Below are 19,811 nucleotides of genomic sequence, written 5' to 3' on the forward strand. Positions count from 1 at the left end.
AACGCCCGGTCCCATTCCGAACCCGGAAGCTAAGCCTGACAGCGCCGATGGTACTGCAACCGAAGGGTTGTGGGAGAGTAGGACACCGCCGGACTAACCTTGAAACAAAGGTCTGGGACCTGGTCGAGAACCCCGAGTTCTCCCAGGTCCCAGACCTTTTTTCATACCCATCGCCGCCAGGCGACAGCAAAGGTCCCCTGCTCTCCCCGCGGTCTGGCTCAGATTTGCCGGCCGACCGCACGTCGGCGCACAGGCGACGAGAAGACCAGCGAAGTCGTCGTCTCCCCATAGCGCTGCATCCGCTCTACGAGCTCCTCCAGATCCGCGGTGTTCCGGCAGGCGACCCGCACGAGCCAGCACTCGTCACCCGTGACGTGATCGGCGTCGAGCACCTGTGGCAGCGCGAGGATGGTTTCGCGGAAGCGAGCCGTGTCGAGGCTCCGTACCTTCGCCCGGACTATCGCCTCGATCGGTAGCCCGAGCTTCGTCAGGTCGACGCCGGCCGAGTATCCGGTGATGATCCCCTTCTCCTCGAGCCGGCGGACTCGCTCGGTCACCGCGGGTGCGGACAGCGACACCCGCCGGCCGAGCTCCGAGAAGGTCAACCGGCCGTCGGACTGGAGCAGTTCGAGTAACTGCCAGTCGAGATCATCGAGGTTCACGGAACTCCAGGTCGATCGTCATGCCCACCAGGGTTCTCCAGGCTAACCGGCGGTGAGACCTCGATTCTCCGATGTTCGGATTGCACAGTGATCAGCAGGATTGAGGTATGACGACCGAACCCCGCGTACTGATGTTTCCGGCTCTGGACAGTGCGACCGCGGCCGCGCACCTGCGAGCCGAACTCGCCCTCGAGGTGGACCCCGACGACCTTGTCCAAGACCTCACGTCTGATGCTCAGGGCGGGTACGTGATCGTCGAGACCCGAGCCCCCGGAGCCTTCGCGTCGGCTCGCATCCCCGGAGCGATCAACCTCCCGTACCGGGACATGACGCCCGAGTCGGTCAGCGAACTGGACCGCGGCGTCGTCTACGTCTGCTACTGCGAGAGCATCCACTGCAACGCCGCGACCAAGGGAGCCCTGAAACTCGCGGAGCTCGGCTTCAAGGTCAAACGCCTGTCCGGCGGCATCGCCGCCTGGCAAGCAGCCGGCTATCCCGTTGAACGGGACACCTTGGCGCTCGCCCTCACCGCCGCGCCCTCCCCACGCTGCGCCTGCTGACCCGGGGGAGCAGGGGACCTTTGCTACCGCCTGGCTCGGAGCGATAGCAAAGGTCCCCTGCTCTCCCGGGGTCGTAGGCTGGTGAGGTGACCGCTCCCAAGTTGCTCGTCATCCAGCCGGATGCATCTGACCCGATCGGCCCACTCGGCGACTGGCTCACCGAGGCGGGAGCCGAGCTCGACATCCGGTTGCTGCCTGATCAGACCCTCCCCGCCGATCTTGATGGGTACGGGGGCGTCGTATGCCTCGGTGGCGGGATGGGAGCCAACGATGACCACGCATATCCGTGGCTCGCGGATGTGCGGAAGTTTCTTTCGAAGGCTGCGGGCGCGCGTATCCCGACGCTCGCGATCTGTCTCGGCGGCCAGCTTCTGGCGGTGGCGCTGGGCGGCAGCGTCGCGACAGGCGATCAAGGGCCTGAGGTCGGCCCAGGACTTGTGTCCAAGAAGGACGCTGCCTGGATCGACCCGCTCTTCGCGGACTTGCCGCTCATGCAAGACGTCCTGCAGTTCCACAACGACGCGATCACCCGGTTGCCCGCGGGCGCCGAGCTCCTGGCCTCCTCGCCGCGGTATGCCTACCAGGCCTTCCGGTTCGACCGTTGTGCCTACGGTGTCCAGTTCCATGTCGAGACGACGCCGGACGTGGTCCTCGACTGGGCGCGGCAATCGCCGGAAATGGCGGAACTCACCCGGCCGGACGTACTGACCCCGGAAAACCTCGCCCGCGTGCATGCCGATATCACCGAAACCTGGCGACCGTTCGCCCATCGCTTCGTCCGACTGGTGTCCGGTGACCTCGCCCCGGCTGCGGACCGTCAACGTACATTGCCGATGGCTTAACGACTTATGTCTCAAATGCGTATGGGTTATTAACACTCCGGTCTGACCGTCAGGTACCTTGCGAAGGGAATTTCGAAGGGTTCGGAGGTCGGGGTGGAGCCCTCAGTGTTGGTCGTGCTCGTCGTCGTCACGGCCCTAATTTTCGATTTCACGAACGGGTTCCACGACACGGCCAACTCGATGGCGACGTCGATCGCCACCGGGGCGTTGCGTCCCAAAGTCGCGGTGACGATCTCCGCGGTGCTGAACCTGGTCGGAGCCTTCCTGTCGGTCGAAGTGGCCAAGACCATCTCGAATGGACTGGTCGACGACACCAAGATCGGACCGGCGATCGTGTTCGGTGGGCTGGTCGGGGCGATCGTATGGAACCTGGTCACCTGGTTCGTCGGACTACCGTCCAGCTCGTCCCACGCGCTGTTCGGCGGGCTGATCGGCGCCACGTGGGTGTCGGCCGGAACGGACTCCGTCCATTTCGGAAAGATCGTCGAGAAGGTGCTGGTCCCAGCGGCGCTGTCGCCGGTCTTGGCCGGCCTCGCCGCGATGGTCGTGACGTACTTCGTCTATCGGATCTTCGTCCGCCGCGGCCGCACTGCCGGTTTCCGAGTCGGGCAGATCATCTCGGCTTCGCTGGTCTCGCTCGCCCACGGTACGAACGACGCGCAGAAGACCATGGGTGTCATCACGCTGACGATGATCACCGCAGGAACCCTCCCCGCCGGGGCCGGGCCGCCGCTCTGGGTGATCGTCAGCGCGGCCCTGGCGCTGGCGCTCGGCACATACTTGGGCGGCTGGCGAATCACCTACACGCTGGGTAAAGGGCTGACGGACATCGCCGGCCCGCAGGGCTTCGCCGCACAGACCAGCTCGGCGGCGGTCATCCTCGCTTCGACGAACTTCGGCTTCCCGCTTTCGACCACTCACGTCTGTTCTGGAGGCATCGTCGGCTCCGGCGTGGGCAGGAACGAGTCACCGGTCCGCTGGCGCACGGCCGGTCGCATGGTGACCGCCTGGCTGTTCACGCTTCCGGCAGCGGCCATCGTCGGTGCCGGGGCCGGTCTCGTGACCTCGACGGGCACGGTGGGGACGATCTCCGTCGGTGTCGCCGGCCTGGCGATCGGCATCGGAATCTACCTTCTTTCCCGCCGGAGTCCGGTCAACGCCGGCAGTTTCACCACTCCCGCCCCGCCCCTTCCTGAACCTGAAGTCGGCAGGATCGCCGCCTAGCGAAGCAAGGGACCTTTGGTATCGCCGCGCGAAGGCGATACCAGCCGCGCGAAGGCGATACCAAAGGTCCCTTGCTCCCTTGCGCGTCCGTCTGGTCATGGCCGGAAGGGCGACTACGGTGGAAGCCGATGGTTGAGCGCGCCAGGCCGACCGCTTCCGTGGCGAGATACGGCTTCACCGATCCCCGTGCCGACGGGCAGCTGCGTGCTGCCGGTTGGTGGACCGAATCCGGCCCGGACGGCCCCGCGGCTGACGTGTTGTCGGCACTCTCCCGCGCGGCGGATCCAGATCTTGCTCTGAGTGGGCTGGACCGGATCCGGGAAGCGGACCCGTCCACCTGGGACGAGCTCGACCAGGCGCTCCGCACCAACCGCACCTTCCGCGGCCGGATGCTCGGTGTCTTGGGCACTTCGAGCGCGCTCGCGGACTTCCTGGTCGCGAACACCGACTGCTGGAAGACACTCGAACGCGAGAAGAGCGCCGAGCCGGATCAGTACGTGAACAGCCTCCTCGAGCATCTACGGCCGGAAGGGGAACTGCTCACGGGGCTTGAGTCGGAACAGGCTCTTCGCATCGGATATCGGGAGCTGCTCCTCGGAATCGCGGCCGCCGACCTCGGGCATCTGGTCGAACCCGGCCTCCGTCAGCCGCCCTATGCCGAGATCGGCGCACAGCTCACCACGCTGGCCGAGGCCGCCTTGACAGTAGGACTTCGGGTCGCCGAGGCTGAGGTGGGCGCCGGGGTCGACGGCCGGCTCGCTGTGATCGCGATGGGTAAATGCGGTGGTCGAGAGCTGAACTATGTAAGCGACGTGGATGTCATCTTCGTCGGTGACGGAGATCTTTCGGTCTCCACGCGGCTGGCCAGCACGATGATGCGCGTGGTCGGCAAGGCCTGTTTCGAGGTCGATGCGGCGTTGCGTCCCGAGGGCAAGGCGGGCGCCTTGGTCCGGACTCTCGACGGACATGCCACTTACTATCAGAAGTGGGCCAAGACCTGGGAGTTCCAGGCTTTGCTCAAGGCACGGCCGGTCGCAGGCGATGCCGAGCTCGGGCGCCAGTACGCGGAGATGGTCGCGCCGAAGGTGTGGGCGGCGGCCGATCGGGAGAATTTCGTTCCCGAAGTGCAGAAGATGCGGCGGCGCGTCGAAGGCCATGTGCCTTCCGCGCACGCCGAGCGAGAGCTGAAGCTCGGGCGTGGAGGCCTTCGCGACGTCGAGTTCGCCGTGCAATTGCTGCAACTGGTCCATGGCCGGATCGACGCGGAGCTACGTTCTCCGTCCACGATGGACGCACTCGCCGCCTTGGGGGAAGGCGGGTACGTCGGCCGTAAGGATGCCGCGGAGCTCGCCTCCTCGTACGAGTTCCTCCGGACCATCGAGCATCGGCTCCAGCTTCGCCGGCTACGGCGTACGCACCTGTTCCCTGCCGCCTCGGACTCCAGCGAGTTGCGGACGATCGCGAGGGCGAGCGGCGTGCGGCCCGCCCGTGGCAGAAGCGAAGGTGACGCGTTGCTGGCGGAATTCCGCCGCCATCTGCAGAGCATCCGCCGCCTTCACGAGAAACTCTTCTACCGGCCGCTGCTGCAATCGGTCGCGAACGTGCCGACCGAAGCGCTACGGCTTACTACGAAACAGGCGGAGAGCCGCCTCGCCGCACTCGGTTACGCCGCGCCGGACGGGGCGCTGCAGCACATCAAGGCGCTGACCGCGGGAATGTCGCGTCGGGCGGCCATTCAGCAGGCACTGCTGCCGGTCCTGCTGGATCTTCTCGCCGACACGCCAGATCCCGACCGTGGACTTCTGTCCTACCGGAAGGTCTCGGAAGCGCTCGAAGAAACGCCTTGGTACCTGAGGGTTCTCCGTGACGAGGGGGCCGTCGTCGAGCGGCTCGCGTTCCTGCTGGGCACGTCCCGGCTGGTGCCGGACCTGCTGGCGAGAGCGCCGGAAGTCCTGCAGCTGCTCGGTGATCCCGCGCGGCTGGCCGGCCGCACTCCGGCCGAAGTAGCCACTTCGCTGCGAGCCGCGGTGCGGCGCCAGCCGGGTTTGAATGCCGCTGTCGCGGCGGCGAGATCACTTCGGCGACATGAGATGTTGCGGATCGCATCGGCAGACCTGCTAGGACTGCTCGACGTCCCAGCCGTCTGTGAGGCGTTGTCGAGTGTCTGGGCCGCCGTTTTGCAGGGCGCCTTGGCCGCTGCTTTTCGCCAGCGTCAGGCGGAACTCGGCCAGACGCCCGCGAAGATCGCTGTCATCGGTATGGGGCGTCTCGGCGGAGCGGAACTCGGCTATGGATCCGACGCGGACGTCCTCTTCGTATGCGAGCCCGCCGAAGGGGTGTCGGACTCTGAAGCAGCGAAGTTCGCTTCCTCTGTTGCCGAGACGGTGCGCAAGATCCTCGGTGCGCCCAGTCCCGACCCGGCGTTGGTCGTCGACGCCGATCTCCGGCCGGAGGGGCGGAGCGGTCCGTTGGTGCGGACCCTCGAGTCCTACCGCAGCTATTACGGGCGGTGGGCCGAGGTCTGGGAATCCCAAGCGCTGCTCCGCGCCCGGTTCATCGCCGGTGACGACGATCTTGGTGCACGGTTCATCGAGATGATCGACCCCATTCGCTACCCGCAGGAGGGCCTCGACGCGGTCCGGGTGAGGGAGATCAGGCGGATCAAGGCGCGGGTGGAGACCGAACGGATGCCCAAGGGCGCCGACCCGACCCGGCACACGAAGCTCGGGCGTGGAGGGCTCGCCGACGTGGAGTGGACCGTGCAGCTCATCCAGCTGCGTCACGGGCATCAGGTCGAAGGGCTACGGACCACCTCGACGATCGAGGCGCTGAGGGCCGCGGGGGAGGCTGGGCTCGCCGGGCCCGCCGAGATCGAATCCCTGACCGAGGCATGGCTGCTGGCGACGCGTGTCCGTAACGCCGGGATGCTGGTCAGGGGTAAAGCCGTCGACGAGATCCCCAGCTCAGGTCGAGACCTCGCCGCGGTCGCACGAGTGCTCGGCTACTCGGCCGACGACGATCCAGGCGAGTTCCTCGATGCCTACCGGCGGACGACGCGACGTGCCCACGCAGTTGTGGAGACCCTCTTCTACCAGGGCTGATCGGTGCTGACCTGCGGTAAGTGAGCAAGGGACCTTTGCTGTCACTTGCCACGGGTGGTCGAGGCGGTAGCAAAGGTCCTTTGCTCACACTCGGCGTCGAGGACGGAGAGCGGCACTTACAGTGGACCGGTGACTGTGCGCGAGCCATTTCGCACCCGGATCAAGGTGCGCCACTACGAGCTGGACACTCTCGGCCATCTCAACCACGCCGTCTACCACTCGTACGGCGAGGTCTCCAGACTCGAGCTGATGGAGCTCGCAGGTGGCCTCAACTCGGGCATGCGCGACGCCAATCTCGCCTTCGTGCTGCTCGAGTCCCACATCGTGTTCCGGCGCGAGCTTCGGGCCGGCGATGTCGTCGACGTGACCTGCGACGCCAAGTTCGGTACCGGCAAGACCTTCCACATGGACTCGAACATCTACAAGATCGACGGCATCCTCTCCGCGGAGATCACGTGCACCTTGGGACTGATGGATCTCGAACAACGCAAACTCGTGGATGACCCGCGTGGCCGTATCGAGCGAGCGGGCGTCGATCTGAAGGTTCTTTCCACTTCCGAGTAGTCGCGCCGTGTAGATCCAAACAAGAAACGCCGGTGGTGAGGGCGTTTCCGCACCTCACCACCGGCGTGCTCTTGGTGTTGCTACCGCACGACTTACACGTCGTAGTACAGCGAGAACTCGTACGGGTGCGGGCGCAGCCGCAGCGGGTCGATCTCGTTCTCACGCTTGTAGGAGATCCACGTGTCGATCACGTCGGGGGTGAACACGCCACCCTCGAGCAGGTAGTCGTGGTCGGCTTCCAGCGTGTCGAGAACCGCCCCGAGGTCGCCAGGGACGAGCTTGACGTTCTGGGCCTCCTCCGGCGGGAGCTCGTAGAGATCCTTGTCGATGGGCTCCGGCGGCTCGATCTTGTTCTTGATGCCGTCGAGGCCGGCCATCATCATCGCCGAGAACGCCAGGTACGGGTTGCCGGACGAGTCCGGGCACCGGAACTCGGCGCGCTTGGCCTTCGGGTTGTTGCCCGTGATGGGGATACGGACACATGCCGACCGGTTCCGCTGCGAGTACACCAGGCTGACCGGTGCCTCGAAGCCCGGCACGAGCCGGTGATACGAGTTGACGGTCGGGTTGGTGAAGGCCAGCAGGCTCGGCGCGTGCTTGAGCAGACCGCCGATGTAGTGACGGGCCGTGTCGGACAGGCCTGCGTACCCCGACTCGTCGTGGAACAGCGGCGTGCCGTCCTTCCACAGCGACTGGTGGCAGTGCATGCCCGAGCCGTTGTCACCGGCGAGCGGCTTCGGCATGAAGGTCGCGGTCTTGCCGGCGGCGAACACGGTGTTCTTCACGATGTACTTGAACAGCTGCAGGTCGTCCGCAGCGTGCAGCAGCGTGTTGAACTTGTAGTTGATCTCGGTCTGACCGGCGGTGCCCACCTCGTGGTGCGCACGCTCGATCTCGAAACCGGAGCCCTGCAGGTTGCGGACGATCTCGTCACGCAGGTCGGCGAAGTGGTCGACCGGCGGGACGGGGAAGTAGCCGCCCTTGAACTTCGTCTTGTAACCCTGGTTGCCGCCCGGCACGTCGGCACCGGTGTTCCACCAGCCCTCGACGGAGTCGATCTCGTGGAACGAGGCGTGCTCGGCGGAGTCGAACCGGATCGAGTCGAAGATGTAGAACTCGGCTTCCGGACCGAAGAACACGTTGTCAGCGACGCCGTACTCGGAGATGTACTGCTCGGCCTTGCGCGCGATGTTGCGCGGGTCGCGGCTGTACGCCTCACGGGTGAACGGGTCGTGCACGAAGAAGTTCAGCGAGAGCGTCTTCGCCTTGCGGAACGGGTCGATACGCGCCGTTTCGGGGTCCGGGAGGAGCAGCATGTCGGATTCGTGGATCGACTGGAACCCGCGCACCGAGGAGCCGTCGAAGGCGAGGCCTTCTTCGTAAGCTTCCTCGTTGAACGCCTTCGCCGGAACGGTGAAGTGCTGCATAACGCCGGGCAGGTCGCAGAACCTGACGTCGACGACCTCTACGTTCTCGTCGGCGATAAGGCGCTGAATGTCGTCTGGAGTAGTGGGCACCCTCGGTGACTCCTTCTCGTTCGTTGCCGGCGGCAGTACTCTCTTCGGCTCACGCTAAGAGCGCGGTGTTGCCCGACCGTCACCCGTATGTTTCGCCGGTGTTAACGGGGCGGCGATATCGGGTAGTCGACCAGGGCGAATGTGGCCCGCGCCACCGGCATACCCTGGATGGGTGGCGAGATGGACCGGAGAATGGCTACCCGGAGCCGGGGATGGAACGACGGCCGGTGGCGAGGGTACGCAGCGGTGGCGTGGTGAGCGACTCGGCTTGCCCCAATCGGGTGTCGGCTCGGTGGCGGGCGGCGGTGCACGTCTTCTGGGGCTGATCATCGATTTGGTGCTCGCCTCGCTGGTCACCACCCTCTTCGTGACACCCAGCCTTCAGGATCCGGCGGTCATGCAGACGTTCAATCTCTGGTCGGTCGCCGTCTGGGCGGCGATCACGGCCATTCCCGCGGCTTTCTTCGGCTTCACCCCCGGTATGGCAGCGGTCGGGATCCGCGTCGCCAGGCTCGACGGCGCGCAAATGGTCGGTGTGTGGCGTGCCGTCGTCCGGGCGGCGCTGACGTTCGTGATCATTCCGGCGGCGATCCGCAACATCGACGGCCGAAGCTGGCTCGACCGGCTGACCGGCACCGTCGTGATCCGCATGCGGTGACCGCGGACGGAGAGCAAGGGACCTTTGCTCTCGCCGGAGGAAACGGCTGCCGAACCGGCTGCGGTCAGGCGGCCGGGGCTGCGGGGGCGCAGCCGACATCCGGAGGTGGTCGTTGACGAGCGCGGCGGTGGGCTGCTCGCAGTTCCTGGACCACTACCAGTGGCTCGTCTCGTAGCCGGGCGGGACTTACCTGGACGACGATAAGGCCTGGTGCGACAAGCGCCGGCGCCTCGGACACCTTGTCCGGTTCGAGAGCGACCTCGTCATAGCGAACTTGCACGGCGACGCCGACCTGTGGCCACCAGGCGTCAGCGACCCCGACTACCTCCCCATCCGAAGTTCGTAGCTCTGCATTCCGCGCGGGGCCGGGCAAGCCACTGCGCTCGAGTACGGACTCCAGCCATTGCTCGACTGCGGAGTCGACGCCGTCTTGGAGGGCGTTGACGACGATTCGGGGCAGTGCCGAGCCGATCGTGCTGGCTTGCGCCAGTTCGTCTCGGAGTTCCTCTGGAGTGCAGAGCCCACGATGGACCGCGTCGTGGATCATCTCGCGCACCGTCTTGAGTTCGTCCATGCGCCGAGCCGCGTCGATCAGGGCCCGGGCGAGTGGAGCTACGGGCAGTCCGTCGATCTCAACTGGTTCCGGCAGGTGGATCGTTCGCTCGACGACGGCGAACCCCCAGGTGGCGACCTTGCTCCGATGAGGAATCAAGGTGTGGGCCCGTCTTTCGGGCGGGAGTCTTCGGACTCCGTACAGCCTGGCGGCCTGTACTCCGGTGAGCATCGCCTCTGGGCCTGCGTGGGTCAGGGCGGCTTTCAAGAGTTGACGGCTGGTCGGCGCGGCGTTGGTCAGGAGGATGACGCCGGGGATCGGACGTCGCCATGGACCGCCTTCGCGGCAACGGCGAGAGATCCAGGAATGGGAGTGCCCCAGGGCGACAAGCTTCGCCCGGGCGGCCACGCCGTCCGGGAACATCGCTGCCAGCGCCGTCTCCCGGGCGCTCGAGGTTTTGTCCACTCGGTGATCATGCGACCACGCACCGACAGTTTTTGTCCGGAGACGAATCAGGGGTCCTTTGGTACCGCGTGCGGTACCAAAGGACCCCTGATTCTCGCTTGGTCAGCGGCGGCGGATGGTGCGCTGGACGTTGCGCATCTTCGCGCCGGCAGGCATCGGACCCTTGGGCATCGCGGCGCCGCGGCTGCCGAGGGCGGCCAGCTTCGCTTCCAGCGCGTCGACCTGGGCGGGCTTGAGGTTCCGCGGGAGCTTCATGAGGTGGCTCTGCAGCTTTTTCAGCGGCACCTGCTGGTCTTCGTTCCCGATGATCACGTTGTAGATCGGAGTCTCACCGATCAAGCGGGACACACGCTTCTTCTCCTGCGCGAGCAGGGACTTCACGCGGTGCGGCGCGCCCTCGGCGACGAGCACGACGCCCGGCCCGCCGAGTACCCGGTGCACGGCGTCGAGCTGAGTCGTGGCCGCGACGGTCGGCGTCACCTTCCAGCGGCCTCGCATGTTCTCGAGTGCCCAGGCCGCAGCGCCCGGCTGTCCGTCGGCTTTCGAGTACACGGTCTTCTGGACCCGCCTGCCGAAGATGATCACAGCGGCGAGCGCGCCGAGCAGAATGCCCAGCGGCAGCACGACCCAGTGGACGTCGAAGATGAACCCGATGCCGAACACGACACCCGTGATGACCAGGAGTGATCCGACCATCCAGGGGATGAGCGCCTTGTCTTCCTTGCGCTGCATCTTGAAGGCCTCGAAGATCTGCCCGCGGCGAGCCTTGCTCGCGGCACGCTTCTCCTTCTTGGCCAGCTTCGCTGCTTCCTTGTCCTGCTTTCCCGCCATGTGTCCAGGATACGGCCGCGTGCCCTGCGACGATCCCGTCGGGCCCTCTGCGAGGATCGGGGCGTGGTTAGCGCATCGTCCCCGAAGAGTCGTCCAGGCCTGCTCGATGGGCTCGATCCCGAGCAACGTGCCGCCGCCTGCGCGCCGAGGGGGCCGGTCTGTGTCCTCGCCGGAGCGGGGACCGGCAAGACGCGGACGATCACGCATCGCATCGCCCACCTGGTCCGTTCCGGCCATGTCGCCGCTGGTCAGGTGCTCGCAGTCACCTTCACGACCCGTGCCGCGGGCGAGATGCGCGCTCGCCTTCGGGGCCTGGGTGTCGACGCCGCCCAGGCGCTCACCTTCCACGCGGCCGCCCGCCGCCAGCTTCGGTACTTCTGGCCACAGGTAGTCGGGGATCGGCCTTGGGAGCTGCTCGAGAACAAGTTCCGTTACATCAGCCAAGCCGCCAACAAGGCCGGTCTCGGCACCGAAACGGAGCTGCTGCGCGACCTCGCCAGTGAGATCGAGTGGAGCAAGGCCTCTTTGGTATCGCCGGACGACTATCCGGCGGTCGCCTCGCGGACGCAGCGGGACACCCCGGCACCCGCGTCGCAGGTAGCGGAGGTCTACCGCAACTACGAGAAGGTCAAGAACGCTGCCCAGGTTCTCGACTTCGACGACCTGCTCCTGCACACCACCGCAGTCCTCGAGGAGCACACGGTGGTGGCCCAGGAGTTCCGCGAGCGCTACCGCTGCTTCGTCGTCGACGAGTACCAGGACGTCACCCCGCTGCAGCAGCGGCTGCTCGACGCGTGGCTCGGTGGCCGCGACGACTTGACCGTCGTCGGCGACGCCAACCAGACCATCTACTCGTTCGGTGGTGCTTCTCCGCGGCCGCTGCTGGAGTTCACGCGAAGGTTCCCCGAGGCGACGGTCGTGAGGCTGGAGCGAGACTACCGGTCGACTCCGGAGGTCGTGGCTCTCGCCAATCAGGTGATCGGTGCCGCGCGTGGCCGTCCCGCGGGGTCGAGGTTGAAACTCGTCGGCCAGCGTCCTTCGGGTCCGGTCCCGCGTTTCGCCGAGTACGACGACGAGACCGCCGAGGCGGCCGCTGTCGCACGCAGGATCCGTGATCTGCTCGACAGCGGAGTGGCGGCCAGCGAGATCGCGGTGCTCTACCGAGTGAACGCCCAGTCGGAGGCCTACGAGCAGGCGCTGGCGGAGCTCGGCATTCCGTACCTGGTCCGTGGTGGTGAGCGCTTCTTCGCCAGGGCCGAGGTCCGGCAGGCGATGTCCGCGTTGCGGATGGCGTCGACCGATGCCGACACCGGCGAGCTGGTGACCCGGGTTCGCTCCGTCCTGGCGAAGGTCGGGCTCACCGATCAGCCTCCTGCCGGAGGTGCGGCGAAAGAGCGGTGGGACGCGCTTCTGTCGATCGTCGAGTTGGCCGAAGAGCTGGCTTCCACCGTCGATGACGCGGATCTGCCCCGCTTCGTGGCGGAGCTCGAACAGCGGGCGACCGCGCAGCATCCGCCGACGGTGGAGGGCATCACCCTCGCCTCGCTTCACGCGGCGAAAGGTCTCGAATGGGACGCTGTGTTCCTCGTGGGGCTCGCCGAGGGGACCGTGCCGATCCTTCACGCTGACGGTGATGACGCGGCAATCGAAGAAGAGCGCCGGCTCTTCTATGTCGGTGTCACTCGAGCACGAGAGCACCTCTCGCTGTCGTGGGCCTTGGCCAGGACGGCGGGAAACCGCCGCAATCGGCGGCGCAGCCGCTTCCTCTACGGCCTGATCCCCGAAGACCACCCGGCGGCGAGGGTCGCCCGATCGCAACAGCCGAAGCAGTCCGGCAACAAGGCCCGGTGCCGGGTGTGCGGTGGGCCGCTGCTGGAGACATTGGACATCAAGCTGGGTCGTTGCTCCCGTTGCCCGTCCAACGTGGATGAACAGCTGCTCGAGAAGTTGAAGTCCTGGCGTGGCGAGCGTTCCCGTGAGCTCAAGGTGCCGGCGTTCGTCGTTTTCACGGACGCGACGCTGGTCGCCATCGCCGAGCAGCGACCGACCGATGACACTGCCTTGTGCGCCATCTCCGGGATCGGCGCGACGAAGCTCGAACGCTTCGGAGCGGAGGTTCTCGACGTGGTACGGGCCTCTGTGGAGACTTGACCGCGTCCCAGGCTTGATCCACGCGGCGAACCCGCTGCTCAGAGCCGATCTTCGTAGCTTCGACGGATTTTCTGGAAAATAAGTTGCCCCGGTGCGGCCGGTGGCAATAACCTGCTGGTACCGGGCGGGAAGCGCCTGGTCTGGGGAAGAACTTCTACAACACAGCGTAGACCGCAGGGCGGTTCGCGCGCGACAGAGAAAGGTGGTGCCGGTGAAATGACGATCAACATGATGCTCACGAACCCCGGCACCCGTCTGTCTTGCGTCGCGGAAGTCCCGCAGGCACAGCGCCAGGGCGCCTTCATGTCCGTGAGCATCCTTGCCGCCCGCGGCACTCAGCGTCTCAACCGGGGCTGGGTCACCGCCGACGAGACCTTCACGCACGCTGCCGCCTTCGGTGGAGCGTACGTGAACGGTGGCGTCGATCTGCCGGTCATCAAGCAGTTCCGTGTTCCGTTGTCCAAACGGGAGCGAAGTTCCTGACCTAGTCAGGATCAGAGGCTCACGAAGGCCGCGGAACCGGTTACCGGATCCGCGGCCTTCGTGTTTTTTGCTGCACAAACAAGTTGGCTGCACAACCTAATTGGGGTTCAGCGTTGTCCAGTTCCACCGTGAGTACGAAATCCGTTACGGCACAGAGGAGTGCACTTATGTCATCGGCCATAGCTTTCGCGCCGGGGGAGGCCCTGCCTTTCGCCGACGCAGGCGTCGTCGACCTGCTCGACGCCATCGACTCGCCTGAGTCGATGCTTCCCTGCCGTTCGGGCGACGCGGACCTTTGGTTCGCCGAGTCGCCGGCAGAACTCGAGCGCGCGAAGGCGTTCTGCGCGGACTGCCCGGTTCGTTCCGCCTGCCTCGCGGGCGCCCTTTCGCGGCGGGAGCCGTGGGGTGTCTGGGGCGGCGAAATCTTCGAGCGTGGCGTTGTCGTCGCGCGGAAGCGGCCCCGTGGCCGCCCCCGGAAGAACCCGGTCGTCGAGCCCGCCGCCGAGGCTCGTCCCGTCGCCCGCAAGGTCGAGCGGAGCGCAGCGGCATGACCGTCGAACTCATCACCACCAGGGATTACGAGGCGCGGACGGGTTACCGCACTGTCGCGCCGGCCAAGTTGAACGAGATCAAGGTCGAGGAGACCAGCGAGATGTTGCTTTATGAAGAACTGTCCAGGGCCCGAATACGAGACCTCGAGGAGGGAGTCCGCGCGCAGCGGGCTCGGAGCGGTCCACGCGCCGCACGCAGGTGGACCAAGGTCGCCCGCTGGGCGACCCGGGGAGCCGAGCGCTTCCAGGCCTGACCACTCGGGGGAGCAGGGGACCTTTGCTATCGCGGTGCGACAGCAAAGGTCCCCCGCTCCCTTTTTGGGAAGTGGTGCGGCTGGGCGTGGTGTTCACTGGGGGAATGGCCGTACACACGCATGACGACATCGACTGGGCCGATCGGCTTCGATCGCTTCGCATGGCCGAGGCACTCGACGCCGAGCCGATGCGGGCGGCGGCCCGGCGGCTGCTTGAGGGCATGCCGGAGGGGCCGACCATCCTCGACGTCGGCTGCGGCGCGGGTGGGATGAGCGTGCTTTTCGCCGAGGAGTTCGCGTCTGTCGGCGCCAAGATCGTGCTGGTCGACGCGACCGAGCACCTGCTGGCCGAGGCACACAGGGTCGTCACTGCGGCCGCGGGGGATAGGGCCGCCGTCGAGACGGTCCATGCCGACGTGGCCGACGAAGGGTTGCCCGCCAAGCTTCCTCCCGCCGATCTGGTCTGGGCTTCCCGCGTGGTCCATCACCTGCCCGATCAGCAGGCGGCCATCGGCACCCTCGCCCGGCTCGCCCGCCCCGGCGGGCTGGTCGCCATCGCCGAGGGTGGCTTGGACTTCAACTGCCTTCCCTGGGATCTCGGCATCGGCCGTCCCGGGCTCGAGGAGAGGCTGCTTGCCGCGCGCGGCGAGTGGTTCGCCGAGATGCGGGCAGGAATCCCCGGCTCTGTTTCCCTGCCCTACGGCTGGAACGTCGCGCTCCAACGGGCCGGTCTCGCCGACGTCGATTCCTTCGGCGTCCTCATCCACCATCCGGCGCCCGGGCCGGAGTTGCTTCGCGAGTTCGTCCTCGAACGGATGACCTGGCTGAACGACGTGGCGGGCGACCGCCTCGACGCTGAGGACCACGAGACCGTGGCAGCGTTGGTGGATCCGGCGAACCCAGCTTTCCTCGGCGCACGCCGGGACCTGTTCCTGTTGGGGGCGAAAACGGTCCACTGTGGACGGCGATCGTGAGTGATCAGCCCGGTTGCTCCTTGTGCGGCCGGATCCGCGGCGTCGACGAAGAGCCCGCGCAGACGCTCGCCTGGGTTTCCACCCGTGAGAAGAACGTCGTGCGCTGGATGTGCCCTGTCTGCGCTCGCCGCCACACCCGTGACATTGAGGGGAAGCTGCCCGACGAGTACTGGTGAGGCACTCAGGCGGCGTCGATCCGGCCGATCGTGAGGACCTTCGGCCGCGGTGTCCGTGCCGCTTCGCCGAACGCTCTGACAAGCTCGGCCGCGACTTCCATCGGGACGTTCTTCAGCTGGTCGATGGTGCAGCGGACCAGGACGGTCCCGGTCGCGGTCAGCGCCAGCGGGTGGAAATTCGCGGCGCCTTCTTTCGGGGCGCGGAACTGCCACGCCAGACCGATGTCGTCCCACCAGGCATCGGCAGAGCCGATGGGACGCCCGCGCCTGTCGCAGAGCGTCGTGTTCCACGACGGCGAGGGCAGCGGGCAGCCGCTGAGAACCTTTTCCGCCAGCCCATGCGCGTAGGTCTCTTCTGGATCGACGCGTCGCAGAGCCGCTCGGACCGCAGCCGAACCTCGCCGGTTACCGGAATCGAGCTCCTCGCTGAGCTCTTCGAGCGTGCACAGACCCCAGTACAGGGGTAGCGAGATCAGCTCGTCGATCCTCGCGGGATCGAGCTCCAGCCGGGCCAGATCGAGTGCGGCCCTGGCCGGCGGGGCGAACGGGACGCCATCGATCAAGGTCGGCGGCGGCATTCGCGTGGTTCTTCGGGGCAGCATGCCAGGCTCCGCCGGGACGCGCCGATAGTCGGGGACAAGGAGATGGACCTCCCGTGTTCCCTGGCAGTCGACGCCTCGTGCGCGCAGCGCGTCGGCGCCCGTCACCACCACGTCCGGCCCGAACCGCGCGACAGCGGCTTGTAGCAGCTGAAGCCGGGTGGGCGCGGAGTCGCGCAACAGGATCACACCCGGCATCAGCCTTCGCCAAGGACCGCCCGGCCCGCAGAGCTTCGCGGCGTAACGCGCGGTGACGCCCGCCTTCCGCAGCTCGCGGCTGGTGATGATCCCGGTTTCGCTGGTGTTACTGAGCGCCATGAGTCGGGCGCTTCGTGTAGTGGCCATGAATCGAGGATGACCGCTGGGCCGACCGGGTGGAACCACTTCCGCCAAGTTGTGGACAACTCGCCCGGACGACCCCGATTTCGGCCCAGTCGCACCGTTCCCTGTGGATAACTTCTCAGGCCGCGAAGCCCGGCTGCCACCGTTCGACGATCGCGCGGGCGGGGATCTCCGCGTCGAGCTGACAGAGGATGCCGGTCGATCCGGCGGTCACCCGGTGGATCATCAGATACTCGGGCGGCAGATTGAGGGAGCGGCCGATCCGGAAATCCCGGCCCCGGGTGTCGCCGACCCGGCCGGCCTGCCGCTGCATCCAGCGGCGCGTGAAGTGGAACGTGTCGCCCGCCAGCGGTTCGGTGAACGGCGCCAGGTACGCGAGCACGTCATCGGCCTGCAGATCCGCGTCGGCCCGGATGAAGCCGGACTCCCTGAGCAGCCGCATGAGCTTCGCGGACTCGCCGTCGAGCGCCAGCCTGGTCATCTCGCCGAGGTGCTGCGGAATCCCCTCGGGCAGCCGGGACACGCCGCCGAAGTCGATGACGCACAACCTGTCGTCGGCGGTCAGCATGAAGTTGCCGGGATGCGGGTCCGAATGCAGGAGCCGGGCGCGTTCCGGCGACGAATAGTGGAACTCGGTGAGCAGGCGGCCCGCGCGGTCTCGCGTCTCCTTGTCGCCGCCGGCGATGATCTTCGACAGCGGGGTGCCGGTGACCCACTCCGTGACGACGACCTTCGGAGCGCTGGCGACCACGCGAGGGATCAGGAACCCGGGCACGCCTTCGAACGCCTTCACGAAAGCGCGCTGGTTCTGGGCTTCCGCCTGGTAGTCGAGTTCTTCGTTCATCCGCTCGGCGAGTTCCGCCAGGAGCGGTTTCACCTCGGTTCCCGGCACGAAGGCCTGGAACAGCCTGCTGAAACGCTGGAGTTGTCGAAGGTCGCTCCGCAGGGCGTCGTCGGCTCCGGGGTATTGCACCTTGACGGCGACTTCGCGGCCGTCGTGCCAGGTCGCGCGGTGGACTTGGCCGATACTGGCGGACGCGGCCGGTTCGTCGTCGAAGGCCGCGAACCGCTGCTTCCACGTGCGTCCCAGCTGCTCGGCCAGCACCCGGTGGGTCTGCCGGGTGGGCATGGGCGGTGCGGCTGCTTGCAGCTTCGTCAGGGCCTCGCGGTAGGGCTTGGCCATCTCGTCCGGCACCGCGGCCTCGAAGACGCTCAGTGCCTGGCCGAATTTCATCGCGCCGCCCTTGAGCGTGCCCAGGACCTCGAAGAGCTGCTCCGCCGCCTTGGCGGACAGCGTCGCGTTGACCTCTTCGGCGCTTTGCCCGGTCAGCCGCCTGCCCCAGCCGCCGACCGCCCGCCCCGCTATGCCGAGCGGGATACTGGCCAGCTTCGCCGTTCGCGCCGCCCCGTTGCGGGGGATGGCGGCTTCACGGTCCTCGGCGTTGCGGGAGTCGGTCACCTTCGCGATTCTGCCTTGATTCACTCCGCCCGCGCAGCCTGTTGAGGGTGTGGGTGTGGGCTACGTCGCTCGTCGTATCACCGAGCGCCACAACCACATCCGGTGTGCGGCGGCCAGTCGCGATGGCGGATAGCCCCGTCGAAGAAGTCGATCTCGAGGGTGGCGTTCCACGCGGGCGGCGCCTGATCGGCGGGGGAGAGGAGCCGGAGGGCTTGCGCCGAGGCCAGTGCGGCGCACGCATGCACGGCGCCGAGGTCCGGCCGTTGCACGCGTCCCGCGAGCTGGGTCGCCACCCTCGGCCAGGAATCGTCGCGGGCGGCGCGATGCAGATCGGCGCAGCGCAGACAGCTGCTGCGACCGGGCACCACCAGCGGTCCGACGATGCCGATCCCGTCCCGGACGCGCACCGGCAGGTGACTGACCCCGTCACGGACGAGTTCGTCGACCACTTCGGGGGCCGGTACGACCGCGTCGGTGAGCAGGGCGAGCTCAGGTCGACGGTCCGAGTAGAGCCGGGTGGTCGACGTGTCCGCACCGGCCCGGCGCACCACCTGCGCCATCGCGTCCCGGCGCGGCATGCCGACCTCGGCTTCGGTGTAACCCGAGCCCAGGTCGCGTTCGTGAACCGTGCCCGACGCCCGGATGTCGATATGCCCGACCCCGCCGTTGGCGAGCAGGACGGCGATGGCCACGGCCAGCCTGCCGTCGCCGTGGATCGCCACCGCGGCGCGTTTGCGGCGTGCCGTCATGGCCGCTTGGTGATGGCGGGCACGGAGCGACCAGAGCCCTGTCTCCGCCCTCGGTCTCGGATGTCGCTGAGGCTGCCCCGCGTCGGTCAAGAGCCCGCGGGCCGTCAGATCGGTCATCAGGTCCCGCAGCTGTTCGTCGTGTTCGCTTTGCGCGAGCACGATGTCGTCCACGGCTCGCGTGCCGTCCAGTCCGCGGAGTGCTTCGGCCACCTCGGAGGCGACCCCGGCGAGCACCACCGCGTGTGCGGGGTCGAGGCCGATCTGAAGCTCACCGCTTCCCCGTTCCAGCACCTCCAGGCCGGGAAGCAGGGCCGGGAAGGCGGGCAGGATGATCGATCGCAGATCCGGTTCGCGCAGGTTCATGATCGCAGGATCGCACTGGCCCGCTAACCGCCCGCTAAGAAAAACGCGAGTTATCCACAGGTTGGCCCCGTTGTGGACAACTCGAGGCTGTGACCTTTCGGCCCTCGGAGTTGTCGGTGACTGGCCTTACCGTGGTCAAGTGGTCGAAGCACGGACGCCCTCGCTGAGGGGCCGGGACACGACGAATCCGTCGGACACTCCCGAACACAAGGTCGAGGTACGGCGTAGCCAACGCCGTCACCGGACCGTCACCGCGTACTGGGACGAGGACACCCTCGTCGTGCTGATCCCTGCCCGGATGACCCGGGCCGAGGAGAAGCACTGGGTAGCCGAGATGCAGCGCAAACTGCTGCGCAAGGGCCCGCGGCAGGCCTCGCCGCCGAAGGCCTCCGACGAGGCGCTGCTGGCGCGCTGCGCCGTGCTCTCGGCGAAGTATCTGGACGGGAAGGCGATACCCGCGAGCGTTCGCTGGGTGCCGCCGATGCGGACGAGGTGGGCGTCCTGCACACCGGTCGACGCGACGATCAGGGTCAGTGATCGCCTGCGCCGGGTGCCGGGATGGGTGCTGGACTACGTCCTCGTGCACGAACTCGCGCATCTGAAGGAACCAGGGCACAACGCGGCGTTCTGGGAGCTCGTTCGCCGTTATCCCAAGACCGAACGCGCCATCGGCTACCTGGAGGGTCTGTCCTCCGCCGCCGGTTGGGGCATCGCGGCGGAGGACTGACGTGCC

At 67.0% G+C, this 19,811-nt stretch carries 20 protein-coding genes and 1 rRNA gene; 14 read left to right on the top strand and 7 right to left on the bottom strand.

Annotated elements, in window-relative coordinates; translation table 11 throughout:
- Nucleotides 1-94, top strand: a 5S ribosomal RNA gene (rrf, locus tag ACIHAO_RS17125); the annotation flags it as partial.
- Between the two features lie 124 nt (nucleotides 95-218).
- On the opposite strand, the gene ACIHAO_RS17130 is transcribed toward rrf, so the two are convergent.
- Nucleotides 219-662, bottom strand: a complete 444-nt coding sequence (locus ACIHAO_RS17130) for an Lrp/AsnC family transcriptional regulator (protein ID WP_396558818.1) — start codon at nucleotides 660-662, stop codon at nucleotides 219-221.
- Nucleotides 663-769: 107 nt separating this feature from the next.
- On the opposite strand from ACIHAO_RS17130, the gene ACIHAO_RS17135 reads away from it, so the two are divergent.
- The 5 genes from ACIHAO_RS17135 (at nucleotide 770) to ACIHAO_RS17155 (ending at nucleotide 6,953) form a co-directional block, all read left to right on the top strand.
- Nucleotides 770-1,222: a rhodanese-like domain-containing protein gene (locus ACIHAO_RS17135; RefSeq protein WP_396558820.1), complete on the top strand. Its 453-nt coding sequence runs from the start codon at nucleotides 770-772 to the stop codon at nucleotides 1,220-1,222.
- An 86-nt stretch (nucleotides 1,223-1,308) separates the two neighbouring features.
- The gene (locus ACIHAO_RS17140) at nucleotides 1,309-2,064 is read left to right on the top strand and encodes a type 1 glutamine amidotransferase (RefSeq protein WP_396558822.1); all 756 of its coding nucleotides are present in this window, start codon (nucleotides 1,309-1,311) and stop codon (nucleotides 2,062-2,064) included.
- 105 nt (nucleotides 2,065-2,169) lie between these two features.
- Complete coding sequence (locus ACIHAO_RS17145) at nucleotides 2,170-3,288, top strand: anion permease (protein ID WP_396558824.1); 1,119 nt, start codon at nucleotides 2,170-2,172, stop codon at nucleotides 3,286-3,288.
- Nucleotides 3,289-3,416: 128 nt separating this feature from the next.
- The gene (locus ACIHAO_RS17150; RefSeq protein ID WP_396558826.1) at nucleotides 3,417-6,389 is read left to right on the top strand and encodes a bifunctional [glutamine synthetase] adenylyltransferase/[glutamine synthetase]-adenylyl-L-tyrosine phosphorylase; all 2,973 of its coding nucleotides are present in this window, start codon (nucleotides 3,417-3,419) and stop codon (nucleotides 6,387-6,389) included.
- A 129-nt stretch (nucleotides 6,390-6,518) separates the two neighbouring features.
- Nucleotides 6,519-6,953 (top strand): acyl-CoA thioesterase, encoded by a 435-nt coding sequence (locus ACIHAO_RS17155; protein ID WP_396558828.1) that lies wholly within the window; start codon nucleotides 6,519-6,521, stop codon nucleotides 6,951-6,953.
- A 92-nt stretch (nucleotides 6,954-7,045) separates the two neighbouring features.
- Here ACIHAO_RS17155 and glnA read toward each other — a convergent pair whose 3' ends face one another.
- Nucleotides 7,046-8,470: a type I glutamate--ammonia ligase gene (gene glnA / locus ACIHAO_RS17160; protein ID WP_005167524.1), complete on the bottom strand. Its 1,425-nt coding sequence runs from the start codon at nucleotides 8,468-8,470 to the stop codon at nucleotides 7,046-7,048.
- Between the two features lie 172 nt (nucleotides 8,471-8,642).
- On the opposite strand from glnA, the gene ACIHAO_RS17165 reads away from it, so the two are divergent.
- Nucleotides 8,643-9,128, top strand: coding sequence for an RDD family protein (locus ACIHAO_RS17165; protein WP_396558830.1), 486 nt, complete (start codon nucleotides 8,643-8,645; stop codon nucleotides 9,126-9,128).
- A 64-nt stretch (nucleotides 9,129-9,192) separates the two neighbouring features.
- Here the strand turns inward: ACIHAO_RS17165 and ACIHAO_RS17170 are convergent, their stop codons facing one another.
- Nucleotides 9,193-10,146, bottom strand: coding sequence for a hypothetical protein (locus tag ACIHAO_RS17170; RefSeq protein ID WP_396558832.1), 954 nt, complete (start codon nucleotides 10,144-10,146; stop codon nucleotides 9,193-9,195).
- Nucleotides 10,147-10,248: 102 nt separating this feature from the next.
- Complete coding sequence (locus ACIHAO_RS17175; protein ID WP_125680464.1) at nucleotides 10,249-10,977, bottom strand: DUF4191 domain-containing protein; 729 nt, start codon at nucleotides 10,975-10,977, stop codon at nucleotides 10,249-10,251.
- Nucleotides 10,978-11,040: 63 nt separating this feature from the next.
- On the opposite strand from ACIHAO_RS17175, the gene ACIHAO_RS17180 reads away from it, so the two are divergent.
- The 6 genes from ACIHAO_RS17180 to ACIHAO_RS17205 all read left to right on the top strand — a co-directional run bounded on the left by ACIHAO_RS17180 (nucleotide 11,041) and on the right by ACIHAO_RS17205 (nucleotide 15,566).
- On the top strand, nucleotides 11,041-13,128 hold the full coding sequence (locus tag ACIHAO_RS17180; RefSeq protein ID WP_396558834.1) for an ATP-dependent DNA helicase UvrD2: 2,088 nt from the start codon (nucleotides 11,041-11,043) through the stop codon (nucleotides 13,126-13,128).
- 216 nt (nucleotides 13,129-13,344) lie between these two features.
- Nucleotides 13,345-13,611, top strand: a complete 267-nt coding sequence (locus ACIHAO_RS17185) for a hypothetical protein (protein WP_396558836.1) — start codon at nucleotides 13,345-13,347, stop codon at nucleotides 13,609-13,611.
- Between the two features lie 167 nt (nucleotides 13,612-13,778).
- Nucleotides 13,779-14,162: a WhiB family transcriptional regulator gene (locus tag ACIHAO_RS17190; protein WP_007033873.1), complete on the top strand. Its 384-nt coding sequence runs from the start codon at nucleotides 13,779-13,781 to the stop codon at nucleotides 14,160-14,162.
- Nucleotides 14,159-14,416 (top strand): hypothetical protein, encoded by a 258-nt coding sequence (locus ACIHAO_RS17195; RefSeq protein ID WP_396558838.1) that lies wholly within the window; start codon nucleotides 14,159-14,161, stop codon nucleotides 14,414-14,416. Before ACIHAO_RS17190 ends, ACIHAO_RS17195 begins: the two co-directional genes overlap by 4 nt.
- Before the next feature lie 104 nt (nucleotides 14,417-14,520).
- On the top strand, nucleotides 14,521-15,390 hold the full coding sequence (locus ACIHAO_RS17200) for a class I SAM-dependent methyltransferase (RefSeq protein WP_396558840.1): 870 nt from the start codon (nucleotides 14,521-14,523) through the stop codon (nucleotides 15,388-15,390).
- Nucleotides 15,387-15,566: a hypothetical protein gene (locus ACIHAO_RS17205; RefSeq protein WP_396558842.1), complete on the top strand. Its 180-nt coding sequence runs from the start codon at nucleotides 15,387-15,389 to the stop codon at nucleotides 15,564-15,566. Before ACIHAO_RS17200 ends, ACIHAO_RS17205 begins: the two co-directional genes overlap by 4 nt.
- 5 nt (nucleotides 15,567-15,571) lie before the next feature.
- Here ACIHAO_RS17205 and ACIHAO_RS17210 read toward each other — a convergent pair whose 3' ends face one another.
- The 3 genes from ACIHAO_RS17210 to ACIHAO_RS17220 form a co-directional block, all read right to left on the bottom strand.
- On the bottom strand, nucleotides 15,572-16,483 hold the full coding sequence (locus tag ACIHAO_RS17210) for a hypothetical protein (RefSeq protein ID WP_396558844.1): 912 nt from the start codon (nucleotides 16,481-16,483) through the stop codon (nucleotides 15,572-15,574).
- 142 nt (nucleotides 16,484-16,625) lie between these two features.
- Nucleotides 16,626-17,966: an ABC1 kinase family protein gene (locus tag ACIHAO_RS17215; RefSeq protein ID WP_396558846.1), complete on the bottom strand. Its 1,341-nt coding sequence runs from the start codon at nucleotides 17,964-17,966 to the stop codon at nucleotides 16,626-16,628.
- Nucleotides 17,967-18,043: 77 nt separating this feature from the next.
- The gene (locus tag ACIHAO_RS17220) at nucleotides 18,044-19,078 is read right to left on the bottom strand and encodes a hypothetical protein (protein WP_396558848.1); all 1,035 of its coding nucleotides are present in this window, start codon (nucleotides 19,076-19,078) and stop codon (nucleotides 18,044-18,046) included.
- 163 nt (nucleotides 19,079-19,241) lie between these two features.
- On the opposite strand from ACIHAO_RS17220, the gene ACIHAO_RS17225 reads away from it, so the two are divergent.
- On the top strand, nucleotides 19,242-19,805 hold the full coding sequence (locus ACIHAO_RS17225; RefSeq protein ID WP_125789290.1) for a M48 family metallopeptidase: 564 nt from the start codon (nucleotides 19,242-19,244) through the stop codon (nucleotides 19,803-19,805).
- Nucleotides 19,806-19,811: the final 6 nt, after the last annotated feature.

It is taken from the genome of Amycolatopsis sp. NPDC052450 (assembly GCF_044547565.1).
Taxonomy (GTDB): Bacteria; Actinomycetota; Actinomycetes; order Mycobacteriales; family Pseudonocardiaceae; genus Amycolatopsis.

Coding starts and splice junctions, on each gene's coding strand:
- ACIHAO_RS17220 (WP_396558848.1), bottom strand. CDS start 19,078: ATGAACCTGCGCGAACCGGATCTGCGATCGATCATCCTGCCCGCCTTC.
- ACIHAO_RS17200 (WP_396558840.1), top strand. CDS start 14,521: ATGGCCGTACACACGCATGACGACATCGACTGGGCCGATCGGCTTCGA.
- ACIHAO_RS17135 (WP_396558820.1), top strand. CDS start 770: ATGACGACCGAACCCCGCGTACTGATGTTTCCGGCTCTGGACAGTGCG.
- ACIHAO_RS17150 (WP_396558826.1), top strand. CDS start 3,417: ATGGTTGAGCGCGCCAGGCCGACCGCTTCCGTGGCGAGATACGGCTTC.
- ACIHAO_RS17185 (WP_396558836.1), top strand. CDS start 13,345: ATGACGATCAACATGATGCTCACGAACCCCGGCACCCGTCTGTCTTGC.
- ACIHAO_RS17175 (WP_125680464.1), bottom strand. CDS start 10,977: ATGGCGGGAAAGCAGGACAAGGAAGCAGCGAAGCTGGCCAAGAAGGAG.
- ACIHAO_RS17195 (WP_396558838.1), top strand. CDS start 14,159: ATGACCGTCGAACTCATCACCACCAGGGATTACGAGGCGCGGACGGGT.
- ACIHAO_RS17210 (WP_396558844.1), bottom strand. CDS start 16,483: ATGGCGCTCAGTAACACCAGCGAAACCGGGATCATCACCAGCCGCGAG.
- ACIHAO_RS17190 (WP_007033873.1), top strand. CDS start 13,779: ATGTCATCGGCCATAGCTTTCGCGCCGGGGGAGGCCCTGCCTTTCGCC.